Source organism: Micromonospora sp. NPDC002411 (assembly GCF_053592955.1).
This window is the reverse complement of the sequence record NZ_JBSFBM010000013.1, coordinates 28,914-42,313: the sequence shown is the minus strand read 5'-3', so window position 1 is coordinate 42,313 and position 13,400 is coordinate 28,914. Positions and strand designations below refer to the sequence as shown.

At 68.1% G+C, this 13,400-nt stretch carries 17 protein-coding genes and 1 pseudogene; all 18 read left to right on the top strand.

Going from position 1 to position 13,400, the window contains the following annotated elements:
• Positions 1-1,311, top strand: a pseudogene (locus ACWCO3_RS03520) (DNA-directed RNA polymerase subunit beta'); the annotation flags it as partial.
• A gap of 94 nt (positions 1,312-1,405) precedes the next feature.
• On the top strand, positions 1,406-1,774 hold the full coding sequence (locus ACWCO3_RS03515) for a hypothetical protein (RefSeq protein ID WP_145778894.1): 369 nt from the start codon (positions 1,406-1,408) through the stop codon (positions 1,772-1,774).
• Between the two features lie 489 nt (positions 1,775-2,263).
• The gene (locus ACWCO3_RS03510) at positions 2,264-2,698 is read left to right on the top strand and encodes a phage holin family protein (RefSeq protein WP_145778895.1); all 435 of its coding nucleotides are present in this window, start codon (positions 2,264-2,266) and stop codon (positions 2,696-2,698) included.
• A gap of 504 nt (positions 2,699-3,202) precedes the next feature.
• Complete coding sequence (gene rpsL / locus ACWCO3_RS03505) at positions 3,203-3,577, top strand: 30S ribosomal protein S12 (RefSeq protein WP_007465318.1); 375 nt, start codon at positions 3,203-3,205, stop codon at positions 3,575-3,577.
• A 1-nt stretch (position 3,578) separates the two neighbouring features.
• Entirely contained in the window at positions 3,579-4,049 is a 471-nt protein-coding gene (gene rpsG, locus ACWCO3_RS03500; RefSeq protein WP_007465317.1) for a 30S ribosomal protein S7, read from the top strand.
• A 74-nt stretch (positions 4,050-4,123) separates the two neighbouring features.
• Positions 4,124-6,220: an elongation factor G gene (fusA, locus tag ACWCO3_RS03495; protein ID WP_145778896.1), complete on the top strand. Its 2,097-nt coding sequence runs from the start codon at positions 4,124-4,126 to the stop codon at positions 6,218-6,220.
• A gap of 212 nt (positions 6,221-6,432) precedes the next feature.
• Positions 6,433-7,626 (top strand): elongation factor Tu, encoded by a 1,194-nt coding sequence (tuf, locus tag ACWCO3_RS03490; protein ID WP_145778897.1) that lies wholly within the window; start codon positions 6,433-6,435, stop codon positions 7,624-7,626.
• A gap of 350 nt (positions 7,627-7,976) precedes the next feature.
• Positions 7,977-8,285: a 30S ribosomal protein S10 gene (gene rpsJ, locus ACWCO3_RS03485; RefSeq protein ID WP_007073037.1), complete on the top strand. Its 309-nt coding sequence runs from the start codon at positions 7,977-7,979 to the stop codon at positions 8,283-8,285.
• 11 nt (positions 8,286-8,296) lie between these two features.
• Complete coding sequence (gene rplC, locus ACWCO3_RS03480; protein WP_088987574.1) at positions 8,297-8,962, top strand: 50S ribosomal protein L3; 666 nt, start codon at positions 8,297-8,299, stop codon at positions 8,960-8,962.
• Positions 8,959-9,609: a 50S ribosomal protein L4 gene (gene rplD / locus ACWCO3_RS03475; protein WP_088987575.1), complete on the top strand. Its 651-nt coding sequence runs from the start codon at positions 8,959-8,961 to the stop codon at positions 9,607-9,609. The genes rplC and rplD overlap by 4 nt, the downstream gene beginning before the upstream one ends.
• Complete coding sequence (gene rplW, locus ACWCO3_RS03470) at positions 9,606-9,908, top strand: 50S ribosomal protein L23 (protein ID WP_007465304.1); 303 nt, start codon at positions 9,606-9,608, stop codon at positions 9,906-9,908. Before rplD ends, rplW begins: the two co-directional genes overlap by 4 nt.
• Before the next feature lie 12 nt (positions 9,909-9,920).
• A complete protein-coding gene (gene rplB, locus ACWCO3_RS03465; RefSeq protein WP_030329891.1) occupies positions 9,921-10,760 on the top strand; it encodes a 50S ribosomal protein L2 in 840 nt (279 codons plus the stop codon).
• A gap of 12 nt (positions 10,761-10,772) precedes the next feature.
• Entirely contained in the window at positions 10,773-11,054 is a 282-nt protein-coding gene (rpsS, locus tag ACWCO3_RS03460) for a 30S ribosomal protein S19 (RefSeq protein WP_007465299.1), read from the top strand.
• A 42-nt stretch (positions 11,055-11,096) separates the two neighbouring features.
• The gene (rplV, locus tag ACWCO3_RS03455) at positions 11,097-11,555 is read left to right on the top strand and encodes a 50S ribosomal protein L22 (RefSeq protein WP_088987577.1); all 459 of its coding nucleotides are present in this window, start codon (positions 11,097-11,099) and stop codon (positions 11,553-11,555) included.
• Entirely contained in the window at positions 11,555-12,424 is an 870-nt protein-coding gene (gene rpsC, locus ACWCO3_RS03450) for a 30S ribosomal protein S3 (RefSeq protein WP_145778898.1), read from the top strand. Before rplV ends, rpsC begins: the two co-directional genes overlap by 1 nt.
• A gap of 3 nt (positions 12,425-12,427) precedes the next feature.
• Positions 12,428-12,853, top strand: a complete 426-nt coding sequence (gene rplP, locus ACWCO3_RS03445) for a 50S ribosomal protein L16 (protein ID WP_053653940.1) — start codon at positions 12,428-12,430, stop codon at positions 12,851-12,853.
• Entirely contained in the window at positions 12,853-13,089 is a 237-nt protein-coding gene (gene rpmC / locus ACWCO3_RS03440) for a 50S ribosomal protein L29 (protein ID WP_007465283.1), read from the top strand. The genes rplP and rpmC overlap by 1 nt, the downstream gene beginning before the upstream one ends.
• On the top strand, positions 13,086-13,364 hold the full coding sequence (gene rpsQ / locus ACWCO3_RS03435; RefSeq protein ID WP_112584814.1) for a 30S ribosomal protein S17: 279 nt from the start codon (positions 13,086-13,088) through the stop codon (positions 13,362-13,364). Before rpmC ends, rpsQ begins: the two co-directional genes overlap by 4 nt.
• Positions 13,365-13,400: the final 36 nt, after the last annotated feature.

Here is a 13,400-nt window from a genome sequence, read left to right as displayed (position 1 = left end):
GCCGACTCGGGTTACCTGACCCGTCGTCTGGTGGACGTCTCGCAGGACGTCATCATCCGCGAAGAGGACTGCGGCACCGACCGGGCGATCCCGATGCAGATCGGCGAGAAGCTGGACGGCAAGCTCGTCGTCCACACCCACGCCGAGACCAGCGTGCACGCCCGGACGCTGGCCGACGACATCAAGGGTCCGGACGGCACCGTGGTGGCCGAGCGCGGCCAGGACATCAACTCCATCGGGGTCGACAAGATCGTCGCCGCCGGCGTGGAGACGGTCCGGGTCCGCAGCGTGCTCACCTGCGAGTCGAAGCTGGGTGTCTGCGCGGCCTGCTACGGCCGGTCGCTGCCGACCGGTAAGTCGGTCGACATCGGCGAGGCGGTCGGCATCATCGCCGCCCAGTCCATCGGTGAGCCCGGTACGCAGCTGACGATGCGTACCTTCCACACCGGTGGTGTCGCGGGTGAGGACATCACCCAGGGTCTGCCGCGTGTTCAGGAAATCTTCGAGGCTCGGGTCCCGAAGGGTAAGGCGCCCATCGCCGACACCCCCGGCCGGATCCGGATCGAGGACGGCGAGCGCTCGCGCAAGATCATCGTGGTGCCGGACGACGGCAGCGACGAGATCGTCTACGACAAGATCTCGAAGCGGGTCAAGCTCCGTACCCACGACGGCGGTCACGTCGCGGTCGGCGAGAAGCTGACCGAGGGCACCATCGACCCGCACGAGCTTCTGCGGATCATGGGTCCGCGGGCGGTCCAGGTCCACCTGACCAGTGAGGTCCAGGAGGTCTACCGCTCGCAGGGTGTGCTCATCCACGACAAGCACATCGAGATCATCATCCGCCAGATGCTCAAGCGGGTGACGGTCATCGACTCCGGCTCGACTGAGTTCCTGCCGGGTGTGCTGGTCGACCGGGCGCTGTTCGAGTCGGAGAACCGCCGACTCGTCTCGGAGGGCGGCGAGCCCGCCGCCGGTCGTCCGGTGCTGATGGGTATCACCAAGGCCTCGCTGGCCACCGACTCCTGGCTCTCGGCGGCCTCCTTCCAGGAGACCACCCGGGTGCTGACCGACGCTGCGATCAACTCGCGCAGCGACTCGCTGGTCGGCCTCAAGGAGAACGTGATCATCGGAAAGCTCATCCCGGCCGGTACGGGCATCAGCAAGTACCGCAACGTCCGGGTGGAGCCGACCGAGGAGGCCAAGGCCAAGGTCTACTCGATGACCGGGTACCCGGAGACCGACTACGGGTTCGGGCCGGCCGGCGGGCAGGCTGTGCCGCTGGACGACTTCGACTTCGGGTCGTACCGCTAAGCACCAATCACACGACGAGGCCCCCGGTGTCCGCCGGGGGCCTCGTCGTGTCCGGACCCACCCACCCCGGCGGTGAGTTCGGCATGATGGGGGGATGACGACCGCACCCGGGCAGGTGCCCGTCGCGCAGCAGGACCCGCGTCACCCGCTGGACCCGGATCCGGCCCGTGCCACGAAGGCACGGGCGGTCTTCGCACTGGGGCTGCTCGGCATGTTGACCGGGCTCTTCATCGGCGGGGTGGTGCCGGCGACCGTCGCACTGCAACTGGCGCGGCAGGCGCGCCGTGAGGCGTACACCTCGGGGGGTTTCCTGACCGGAGGCGCCTGGCTGCGGCGGGGGGAGCGGATGGCCTGGACCGGCCTGGTGCTGGTCGCGGTCACCGTGGTGATCGCGGTCGTGATCGGTGTGGTCCGGTTGGCCGGCGCGCCGTTCGGCCACGACTACCCGACGAACATGGACTGAGCCCGCCGGTGGCCGCGCCCCGGCGGCGGTGTCCTCGGCGGTAGCCTGGCCGGTGTCCACCGTGCGGCGGTGGTGCCCTTTCGACAGGAGGACCTCGTGACGGAACCGGCGCGGCCCCCTGCGGACGAACCGGCCAGCCCTCCGGACGCGCAGACCCCGCCCGAACCGACCCCTCCTGCATCGACGCCGCCCGCGCCGGCCTCGCCCGCGCCGAGTGGCTGGGAGCGACCGGGTCCGAGCGGCCCACCGCACCCCCCGGTCTCCGCGCCGGGTTGGGGTGCGCCGCACCCCGGCTGGGGCCCGACCGTGCCGACCGGCTTCCACCAGCCGTACCCGGTCTCCGGTGGGCCGACCTACGCACCCCAGGGGTGGGGCCCGCCGTCGTCCGGGCCCGGCGTGCCGCCCGGGTGGGGTGCGCCGTCGTCCGGGCCTGGTGTGCCCCAGGGGTGGGGTCCGCCGCCGCCGGGTCACGCGCCCGGATGGAACGGCGTGGCTGGGCCTCCGCCGCCTCCGACCGACGATCAGCGCCGACCGCCGAAGCGGGTCGAGACCGTTCCGGGTACGCCGTTCGGTGTCGTGCACCTGGACGTGGCGCCGGTCACGTCCGGGCTGGCCATCGGGGCACTGGTGGCCGGAATCGCGTCGGCCCTGGTCTCGCTGCTGGTGATCTGCTTCGGGGTGGCGTTCGTGGACGAGGGTGGGGCCTGGGCCTCCGGGGCGTTCGCGGTGCTCGGGGTGCTGACGGGTGTGGCAGCCGTGGTCATCGGGCTGCTCGGTCAGCGGCAGATCCGCCGGCCGGTAGCGCCTCCGGCCGTCCGCTTCACCGGCCGTGGTCTGGCGGTGGCCGGGATCAGCTGCGGCGTGGTGGGAGCTGTGCTCAGCCTCCTGGGCCTGGGCCTGGCGTTGCTCCTTGCTCTGGCCTAGGCCACTCCCGTCCGTTTCGGTGCCGTCATGGCACCAGCGGCGCTTTCCGGTGCTGCCCCGGGGCCGACGGGTGGTCCTGCGGGGAAGCCGGTACACTTGTGCTCGTAGGTGCCCATCGCGGGCGACAGGGCAGGACGAGATCCGGCCGGCGGATGTGAGACAGTCGCCGGGCCATTCCGTTTTGACCTGGGCGGTTGTGGTAGGTACTCTTTCCCCTTGTGCCCGGGCCTGCCCGGGCAACTCGTGCGTGCGCTGTTTCCGGAGTTCGGGCGGCGGCACGACAAGCCAAAGATCCGGGGCGGGGTAACCCGCGCACCGGTGACAAACTCCGGTTCGCACGCGAAAGCGTCGCAACGGAGCCGTGACGAGGGCGACACGCCCGACCGCGGGTGCCGGGGTCTCCGCAAGGCGACCCTGGTCGGAATGTAGGAGAGCCGGTCATCAGGCCGGTTAACGAGCAGACGGCGCGGCCGCGGATGCGGCCGAAGGGAGCGGAGAAACCCGGTGCCCACGATCCAGCAGCTGGTCCGAAAGGGCCGCCAGGCGAAGACGACCAAGACCAAGACCCCGGCGCTGAAGGGTTCTCCTCAGCGGCGCGGCGTGTGCACCCGCGTGTACACCACCACCCCGAAGAAGCCGAACTCGGCGCTGCGCAAGGTCGCTCGCGTGAAGCTCAGCAGCCAGATCGAGGTGACCGCCTACATCCCGGGCGTCGGTCACAACCTGCAGGAGCACTCGATCGTGCTCGTCCGCGGTGGCCGGGTGAAGGACCTCCCCGGCGTGCGTTACAAGATCGTTCGCGGCTCGCTGGACACCCAGGGTGTCCGCAACCGCAAGCAGGCGCGCAGCCGTTACGGCGCGAAGAAGGAGAAGAGCTGACATGCCGCGTAAGGGACCCGCTCCGCGGCGGCCACTGGTCGCTGACCCGGTGTACAACTCGCCGCTGGTCACCCAGCTGGTGAACAAGATCCTGCTCCGCGGCAAGCGTCAGCTCGCCGAGTCCATCGTGTACGCGGCCCTCGAGGGCTGCCGCGAGAAGTCCGGCACCGACCCGGTCGTCACCCTGAAGCGGGCGATGGACAACGTCAAGCCGACCCTCGAGGTGCGCAGCCGTCGTGTCGGTGGCGCCACCTACCAGGTTCCGGTCGAGGTCCGCCCGACCCGGGCGACCACCCTGGGCCTGCGCTGGCTGGTCACCTACTCCCGCGCCCGGCGCGAGAAGACCATGGTCGAGCGGCTGATGAACGAGCTGTTGGACGCGAGCAACGGCCTCGGTGCCGCCGTCAAGCGGCGCGAGGACACGCACAAGATGGCCGAGTCGAACAAGGCCTTCGCGCACTACCGCTGGTAACACCCTGGTTCCGGCGCCCACGGGCGCCGGAACCGCCACCAGTTGAGTCGAGACGACGATAAGTAGGGATTGAAGTGGCCGCCGCAGACGCGCTCGCCAACGTACGCAACATCGGCATCATGGCGCACATCGATGCCGGTAAGACCACGACCACCGAGCGAATCCTGTTCTACACCGGTATCACGTACAAGATCGGTGAGGTCCACGAGGGCGCTGCCGTCATGGACTGGATGGAGCAGGAGCAGGAGCGTGGTATCACCATCACCTCCGCTGCTACCAAGTGTGAGTGGAAGGGCCACACGATCCAGATCATCGACACGCCGGGCCACGTCGACTTCACGGTTGAGGTCGAGCGGTCGCTGCGGGTCCTGGATGGTGCGGTCGCGGTTTACGACGGTGTCGCCGGCGTCGAGCCGCAGACGGAGAACGTCTGGCGGCAGGCCGACAAGTACAACGTCCCGCGTATGTGCTTCGTCAACAAGCTCGACCGGACCGGTGCCGACTTCTTCCGCTGCGTGCAGATGATGATCGACCGGCTGAACGCCACCCCGCTGGTGCTCCAGATCCCGATCGGGCTCGAGGGCGACCACATCGGTGTCGTCGACCTGATCGGCATGCGCGCCCTCACCTGGCGCGGGGAGACCCAGAAGGGTGAGGACTACGCGGTCGAGGAGATCCCGGCCGAGCTGGCCGACTCCGCAGCCGAGTGGCGCGAGAAGCTGATGGAGACCCTCGCCGACGTCGACGACTCGGTGATGGAGAAGTACCTGGAAGGCGAGGAGGTCTCCGTCGAGGAGATCAAGGCCGCCATCCGGCGTGCCACCATCGCCGGCAAGGCCAACCCGGTGCTCTGCGGCTCGGCGTTCAAGAACAAGGGCGTCCAGCCCATGCTCGACGCCGTGGTCGACTTCCTGCCGTCGCCGCTGGACGTCCCCGCGATCGAGGGTACGGCCACCGACGGTGAGACCCCGCTGCTGCGGAAGCCGTCGAACTCGGAGCCGTTCTCCGGTCTGGCCTTCAAGATCCAGACGGACAAGCACCTCGGCAAGCTCACCTACGTGCGGGTCTACTCCGGCACGCTCGATTCCGGTTCGCAGGTGGTCAACTCCACCAAGGACCGCAAGGAGCGGATCGGCAAGATCTACCAGATGCACGCCAACAAGCGGGAAGAGCGTCCGTCGGCGCAGGCCGGTGACATCATCGCCGTGCAGGGTCTCAAGCAGACCACCACCGGCGACACGCTCTCCGACCCGGCGAACCCGGTGATCCTGGAGTCGATGACCTTCCCGGAGCCGGTCATCTCGGTGGCGATCGAGCCGAAGACCAAGTCCGACCAGGAGAAGCTGGGCACCGCGATCCAGCGCCTGGCCGAGGAGGACCCGACCTTCCGCGTCCAGCTGGACGAGGAGACCGGTCAGACGGTCATCTCCGGCATGGGTGAGCTGCACCTGGACATCCTGGTCGACCGGATGCGCCGCGAGTTCAACGTCGAGGCCAACGTCGGCAAGCCGCAGGTGGCGTACCGCGAGACCATCCGCCGCAAGGTGGAGAAGGTCGAGTACACGCACAAGAAGCAGACCGGTGGTTCCGGCCAGTACGCCCGCGTGATCGTGAGCGTCGAGCCGCTGCCGCTGGACAACGACTCGCCGACCTACGAGTTCGCCAACGCCGTCAGCGGCGGCCGCATCCCCCGGGAGTTCATCCCCTCGGTGGACGCCGGTGCCCAGGACGCCATGCAGTACGGCATCCTGGCGGGCTTCCCGCTGGTCGGTGTGAAGCTGACGCTGCTGGACGGCCAGTACCACGAGGTCGACTCGTCGGAAATGGCATTCAAGATCGCCGGCTCGATGGTGATGAAGGACGCGGCCCGCAAGGCCGATCCCGCACTGCTCGAGCCGATGATGGCCGTTGAAGTCACCACTCCTGAGGAGAACATGGGTGACGTCATCGGTGACCTCAACTCCCGCCGCGGCATCATCCAGGCGATGGAGGAGCGCAGCGGCGCCCGCATCGTCCGGGCTCTGGTGCCGTTGTCGGAGATGTTCGGCTACGTCGGCGACCTGCGGTCGAAGACCCAGGGCCGGGCTAGCTACAGCATGCAGTTCGACTCCTACGCCGAGGTTCCGCAGAGCGTCGCGAAGGAGATCATCGCCAAGGCAACGGGCGAGTAACGCCCTGAGCAGGTGATTCGTGGTTGGTCGCGGGAGGTTTCACCCGCCCGCGGCCACCACGATCGGATCGCGTGAGACCGGGCCTGTAGGCTTCATCGCCGCAGAACCCACAAAGGCTCTCCGGCCGTCTGGCCGGAAAGGCTGTCGACAGAGTCCTAAGCGCCGACCGGCGCGCCGGGCGTACGAACCAAGAAGTCCACAGGAGGACACCAGTGGCGAAGGCTAAGTTCGAGCGGACTAAGCCGCACGTCAACATCGGCACCATTGGTCACATCGACCACGGTAAGACGACGCTGACGGCGGCCATCACCAAGGTCCTGCACGACCAGTACCCGGACCTGAACCCTTACACGCCGTTCGACGAGATCGACAAGGCGCCGGAGGAGAAGGCCCGCGGCATCACGATCTCGATCGCGCACGTCGAGTACCAGACCGAGGCGCGGCACTACGCGCACGTTGACTGCCCCGGTCACGCGGACTACATCAAGAACATGATCACCGGTGCCGCGCAGATGGACGGCGCGATCCTGGTGGTCGCGGCGACCGACGGCCCGATGCCGCAGACCCGCGAGCACGTGCTGCTGGCTCGTCAGGTGGGCGTGCCGTACATCGTCGTGGCGCTCAACAAGAGCGACATGGTCGACGACGAGGAGCTCCTGGAGCTCGTCGAGCTCGAGGTCCGCGAGCTGCTCTCCTCGCAGGAGTACCCGGGTGACGACCTGCCGGTCGTCCAGGTCTCCGCGCTGAAGGCGCTCGAGGGTGACCCGGTCTGGACCGCGAAGCTCCTCGAGCTGATGAGCGCGGTCGACACCGCGATCCCGCAGCCGGAGCGCGAGACCGAGAAGCCGTTCCTCATGCCCGTCGAGGACGTGTTCACGATCACCGGTCGTGGCACCGTCGTCACCGGTCGTGTGGAGCGCGGCGTGCTGCTGCCGAACGAGGACGTCGAGGTCGTCGGCATCCGCGAGAAGGGCTTCAAGACCAAGGTCACCGCGATCGAGATGTTCCGGAAGACCCTGGACGACGCCCGCGCAGGTGAGAACGTCGGCCTGCTGCTGCGTGGTACCAAGCGCGAGGACGTCGAGCGCGGCATGGTCGTCGTGAAGCCGGGCACCACCACCCCGCACACGGAGTTCGAGGCGACGGTCTACATCCTCTCCAAGGAGGAGGGTGGCCGCCACACCCCGTTCTTCCAGAACTACCGTCCGCAGTTCTACTTCCGGACCACGGACGTCACCGGTGTCGTCACCCTCCCCGAGGGCACCGAGATGGTCATGCCGGGTGACAACACCACCATGTCGGTGAAGCTGATCCAGCCCATCGCCATGGAGGAGAACCTCAAGTTCGCGATCCGCGAGGGTGGCCGCACCGTCGGCGCCGGGTTCGTCACCAAGATCGTCAAGTGAACTAGGTAACCCCGATTAGACCCGCCGCCGGTCGTGCGGCATACTAGTCAGGTTGCGTAACGACAGTTCGTCGCCTGTGTTCGGCTTTCGCTGAACCTCCGGGTGGCGAGTCAGTCGAGCGTAGGGTGGTTGGCGGCCCAGTCGCCAACCACCCTCGCACGGCGTTCAGGTCGCGGTAATGCGATCGGCGCCTTGACCCACCGCGCGGTCAGCACCACTCCGGAACCATGGGGCGGAGCTCGGCCCGAGGGCGCGACACGCCCGACCGCGGGGGTCGGCGAAGTGGGCCTGTACCAGCCGGTACAGGCGCCCGCAACACAGCGGCATCGAGAGAAGGAACAGAAGCCACCATGGCGGGACAGAAGATCCGCATCCGGCTCAAGGCCTATGACCACGAGGTCGTCGACTCCTCGGCTCGGAAGATCGTCGAGACGGTGACGCGCACCGGGGCGCAGGTCGCGGGCCCGGTGCCGCTGCCCACGGAGATCAACCGTTTCTGCGTTATCCGCTCGCCGCACAAGTACAAGGACTCGCGCGAGCACTTCGAGATGCGCACGCACAAGCGGCTGATCGACATCATCGACCCGACCCCGAAGACGGTCGACTCGCTCATGCGCCTCGACCTGCCGGCTGGCGTCGACATCGAGATCAAGCTGTAGGGACCGGACAAATGGACAGGCAAGTCAAGGGGATCCTGGGCGCCAAGCTCGGCATGACCCAGGTCTGGGACAACAACCGCGTTGTTCCCGTGACCGTGGTCGAGGCCGGCCCGTGCGTCATCAGCCAGGTTCGTAGCGCCGAGAAGGACGGTTACTCCGCGGTCCAGCTGGCCTACGGCACCATCGACCCGCGCAAGGTCAAGAAGCCGATCAGCGGGCACTACGCCAAGGCGGACGTGGCGCCGCGCCGGCACATCGTCGAGCTGCGCACCACGGACGCGGGGGAATACTCGCTCGGCCAGGAAGTCACTGTCGAGGAGTTCCCGGCCGGCGTCACCATCGACGTCACCGGCAAGACCAAGGGCAAGGGCTACGCCGGCCCGATGAAGCGGCACGGCTTCCACGGTCTGGGCGCCGGTCACGGTGTCGAGCGCAAGCACCGCTCGCCCGGCTCCATCGGCGCGTGCGCCACTCCGGGTCGTGTCTTCAAGGGCACCCGGATGGCCGGCCGGATGGGTGGCGTGCGGTACACCGTGCAGAACCTCACCGTCCAGGCGGTCGACACCGAGAACAACCTGCTGCTCGTCCGGGGTGCCATCCCCGGTCCGAAGGGCGCGCTCGTTCTGGTCCGTACCGCGGCGAAGAGCAAGGTGAAGAAGGGCGGTGCGGCCAAGTGACCACCGTTGACGTGCGCACCGTCGAAGGCACCACCAGCAGCTCGGTCGAGCTGCCGGCGGACATCTTCGACGTGCAGGCCAACGTCGCGCTGATGCACCAGGTCGTGGTGGCCCAGCTCGCGGCGGCCCGACAGGGCACGCACAAGGCCAAGACCCGCGGCGAGGTCGCCGGTGGCGGCAAGAAGCCGTACAAGCAGAAGGGCACCGGTCGCGCCCGTCAGGGCTCGATCCGCGCGCCGCAGTTCGCCGGCGGTGGCGTCGTGCACGGTCCCGTGCCGCGCGACTACAGCCAGCGGACCCCGAAGAAGATGAAGGCCGCCGCTCTGCGGGGTGCCCTCTCCGACCGGGCCCGCGCCGGGCAGGTGCACGTCGTCGAGGCGTTCGTCTCGGGCGAGAAGCCGTCGACCAAGGCGGCCCTGGCCACGCTGGCGAAGCTCACCGAGGCCCGTCGGGTCCTGGTCGTGCTGAGCAGCACCGACGAGCTGAACTGGGTGTCGCTGCGCAACGAGCCGCGCGTGCACCTGATCGAGTCCGGCCAGCTGAACACGTACGACGTGCTCGTGGCCGACGACGTGGTCTTCACCAAGGACGCCCTGGACGAGTTCCTGGGCGTGCCCGCCGAGACCACCGAGGAGGGTGGCAAGTGAGCACGATCGCCGACCCGCGCGACATCATCGTGGCGCCGGTCGTCTCGGAGAAGAGCTACAGCGAGCTGAACCGGAACTGGTACACCTTCCTGGTGCACCCGGACGCGAACAAGACCGAGATCAAGATCGCTATCCAGCAGATCTTCAACGTCCGCGTCCTGACGGTCAACACGCTCAACCGCCAGGGTAAGCGCAAGCGCACCAAGACCGGCTTCGGTCAGCGCAAGGCGACCAAGCGGGCGATCGTGAAGCTGGCTGACGGTGACCGCATCGAGGCCTTCGGCGGCCCGGTCAGCTGAGGGGTGTAGACAATGGCTATCCGTAAGTACAAGCCGACGACGCCGGGCCGACGTGGCTCGAGTGTCGCTGACTTCGCCGAGATCACCCGGTCCACGCCGGAGAAGTCGCTGCTGGCTCCGCTGCCGAAGAAGGGCGGGCGTAACGCCCACGGCCGGATCACGACGCGGCACCACGGCGGCGGTCACAAGCGCCAGTACCGTCTGATCGACTTCAAGCGGGTCGACAAGGACGGCGTGCCGGCGAAGGTCGCTCACATCGAGTACGACCCGAACCGCACGGCGCGCATCGCGCTGCTGCACTACGCCGACGGCGAGAAGCGGTACATCATCGCGCCGAAGGACATGAAGCAGGGCGACCGCGTCGAGTCCGGTCCGGGCGCCGACATCAAGCCCGGCAACAACCTGCCGCTGCGCAACATCCCGGTCGGTACCACGATCCACAACGTGGAACTGCGTCCGGGTGGCGGTGCCAAGCTGGCTCGTTCCGCCGGCGTCGGCATCCAGCTGCTCGGCCGTGAGGGCGCGTACGCGACCCTGCGTATGCCGTCCGGCGAGATCCGGCGTGTGGACGTGCGCTGCCGCGCCAGCATCGGCGAGATCGGCAACGCCGATCAGTCGAACATCAACTGGGGCAAGGCCGGCCGTATGCGGTGGAAGGGCAAGCGCCCGACCGTCCGTGGTGTCGCCATGAACCCGGTCGACCACCCGCACGGTGGTGGTGAGGGTAAGACCTCCGGTGGTCGCCACCCGGTCAACCCGCAGGGTAAGCCCGAGGGCCGCACCCGCCGTAAGGGCCAGCCGAGTGACCGGCTGATCGTCCGCCGTCGCTACGCCACGCGTAAGCGCGGCTGAGGGAGATAAGACATGCCTCGCAGCCTGAAGAAGGGCCCGTTCGTAGACGACCACCTGCTCAAGAAGGTGGAAGTTCAGAACGACAAGGGCTCCAAGAACGTGATCAAGACCTGGTCGCGGCGCTCGACGATCATCCCCGAGATGCTGGGGCACACGATCGCCGTGCACGACGGACGCAAGCACGTCCCGGTGTTCGTGACCGAGGCGATGGTCGGGCACAAGCTCGGCGAGTTCGCGCTGACCCGCACGTTCAAGGGTCACGAGAAGGACGACCGGAAGAGCCGTCGGCGCTGACGCCGCCAGGCATACGGATAGAGGGAACAAGGGGTTACAGCGATGCCAGGAAAGGGCGACGCTCCGGTGCTTCCGGGCGCGCGGGCGGTTGCGCGGCACGTGCGCATCTCGCCGATGAAGGCGCGCCGGGTGGTCAACCTCGTCCGCGGCCTGCCCGCGAAGGAGGCGCTCACGGTGCTGCAGTTCGCGCCGCAGGCTGCGAGCGAGCAGGTGTACAAGGTGCTCGCTAGCGCGATCGCCAACGCGGAGAACAACGAGCGGCTGGACCCCGACGCGCTGCTCGTCAGCGAGGCCTTCGTGGACGAGGGTCCGACGATGAAGCGGTTCCAGCCGCGGGCCCAGGGTCGGGCCTACCGCATCCGCAAGCGCACGTGCCACATCACCGTGGCGGTCGAAGCGGTCGCGCCGGCAACGCCGAGGAAGGCCGCGGCCAAGAAGGCCGCCCCGGCCACGGAGGCCGCACCGGCCGAAGCGCAGAGCAAGACGGAGGACGCCGAGTAATGGGTCAGAAGGTTCACCCCACTGGGTTCCGGCTCGGCATCTCGACCGACTGGAAGTCTCGCTGGTTCGCGGACAAGCTCTACAAGGACTACATCGGCGAGGATGTCAAGATCCGCCGCATGATGTCCAAGGGCCTCGAGCGTGCCGGGATCTCCAAGGTCGACATCGAGCGCACCCGCGACCGGGTTCGGGTCGACATCCACACCGCCCGGCCGGGCATCGTCATCGGCCGTAAGGGTGCGGAGGCCGACCGGATCCGCGGCGAGCTGGAGAAGCTCACCGGCAAGCAGGTTCAGCTGAACATCATCGAGGTGAAGAACCCCGAGTCGGACGCTCAGCTGGTCGCGCAGGGCGTGGCCGAGCAGCTGTCCAGCCGGGTCAGCTTCCGTCGGGCGATGCGCAAGGCCATGCAGTCGGCGATGAAGAACCCGGTCTGCAAGGGCATCCGGGTTCAGGTCTCGGGTCGCCTCGGCGGTGCCGAGATGAGCCGGACCGAGTTCTACCGTGAGGGCCGGGTTCCGCTGCACACGCTGCGGGCCAACATCGAGTACGGCTTCTTCGAGGCCCGTACCACGTTCGGTCGGATCGGTGTGAAGGTCTGGATCTACAAGGGCGACGCCGTTCCGGGCCGGGAGGCTCCGGCCGAGGCCGGTCCGTCCCGTCCGCGTCGTGGTGAGCGCGGCGACCGTCCCGAGCGTCCGCGCCGTGGCCGGTCGGGTTCGTCCGGCACCACGGCTGGTGGCACCGAGGCCGGCCGGGCTGCTGCGACCACCATCGCGCAGCAGGCCGAGACGCCGAGCGGCGAGCCGGTCGACAGCTCCGCTGTCGCCGCCGCGGCTGCTCCGGCAGAAACGCAGCAGGAGGGCTGACAGATGCTGATGCCGCGCAAGCCCCCGAAGGGCTTCCGCAAGCCGCACCACCCGGACCGCAGTGGCGCGTCCAAGGGTGGTAACCGGGTGGTGTTCGGCGAGTTCGGGATCCAGGCTCTCGAGCCGGCGTACGTGACGAACCGGCAGATCGAGTCGGCACGTATCGCGATGACTCGCCACATCAAGCGTGGTGGCAAGGTCTGGATCACGATCTTCCCGGACCAGGCCCTCACCAAGAAGCCTGCTGAGACCCGGATGGGTTCCGGTAAGGGTTCGCCCGAGTGGTGGGTCGCCAACGTCAAGCCGGGGCGGGTTCTCTTCGAGATGTCCTTCCCCAACGAGCAGACCGCGCGAGAGGCCATGCGTCGCGCGATCCACAAGCTCCCGATGAAGTGCCGCATTGTTACGCGCGAAGTGGGTGAATCCTGATGGCAGCGGGCGTTAAGGCGACCGAGCTGCGTGAGCTCTCCGAGGAGGAGCTGGTCACGAAGCTGCGGGAGGCCAAGGCGGAGCTGTTCAACCTCCGCGTGCAGGCCGCAACCGGGCAGCTGGACAACAACCGGCGGTTGCAGGTCATCCGTCGGGAGATCGCCCGGATCTACACGATCATGCGCGAGCGCGAGCTGGGGCTCTCGGCCGCGCCGACTGAGGTGACTGCATCATGACCGAAGACACCGCCACCGCCACCGCGCGGTCCCGCCGCAAGGTCCGTGAGGGCCTGGTGGTCAGCGACAAGATGGACAAGACCGTCGTGGTCGAGGTCGAGGACCGGGTTCGGCACGCGCTGTACGGCAAGATCATGCGCCGTACGAGCAAGCTGAAGGTGCACGACGAGCAGAACGCCGCTGGCACCGGTGACCGGGTTCTCATCATGGAGACCCGGCCGCTGAGCGCCACCAAGCGTTGGCGGATCGTGGAGATCCTGGAAAAGGCCAAGTAGCGAAGGCTCGAGCTCGCCCGGCGTTGCGTCGGGCGT

Excerpts from the sequence above, each read along its gene's own strand:
- ACWCO3_RS03515 (WP_145778894.1), top strand. The coding sequence starts at position 1,406 with ATGACGACCGCACCCGGGCAGGTGCCCGTCGCGCAGCAGGACCCGCGT.
- rpsG (WP_007465317.1), top strand. The coding sequence starts at position 3,579 with ATGCCGCGTAAGGGACCCGCTCCGCGGCGGCCACTGGTCGCTGACCCG.
- rpsJ (WP_007073037.1), top strand. The coding sequence starts at position 7,977 with ATGGCGGGACAGAAGATCCGCATCCGGCTCAAGGCCTATGACCACGAG.
- rplC (WP_088987574.1), top strand. The coding sequence starts at position 8,297 with ATGGACAGGCAAGTCAAGGGGATCCTGGGCGCCAAGCTCGGCATGACC.
- rplB (WP_030329891.1), top strand. The coding sequence starts at position 9,921 with ATGGCTATCCGTAAGTACAAGCCGACGACGCCGGGCCGACGTGGCTCG.
- rpsS (WP_007465299.1), top strand. The coding sequence starts at position 10,773 with ATGCCTCGCAGCCTGAAGAAGGGCCCGTTCGTAGACGACCACCTGCTC.
- rplV (WP_088987577.1), top strand. The coding sequence starts at position 11,097 with ATGCCAGGAAAGGGCGACGCTCCGGTGCTTCCGGGCGCGCGGGCGGTT.
- rpsC (WP_145778898.1), top strand. The coding sequence starts at position 11,555 with ATGGGTCAGAAGGTTCACCCCACTGGGTTCCGGCTCGGCATCTCGACC.
- rplP (WP_053653940.1), top strand. The coding sequence starts at position 12,428 with ATGCTGATGCCGCGCAAGCCCCCGAAGGGCTTCCGCAAGCCGCACCAC.
- rpmC (WP_007465283.1), top strand. The coding sequence starts at position 12,853 with ATGGCAGCGGGCGTTAAGGCGACCGAGCTGCGTGAGCTCTCCGAGGAG.
- rpsQ (WP_112584814.1), top strand. The coding sequence starts at position 13,086 with ATGACCGAAGACACCGCCACCGCCACCGCGCGGTCCCGCCGCAAGGTC.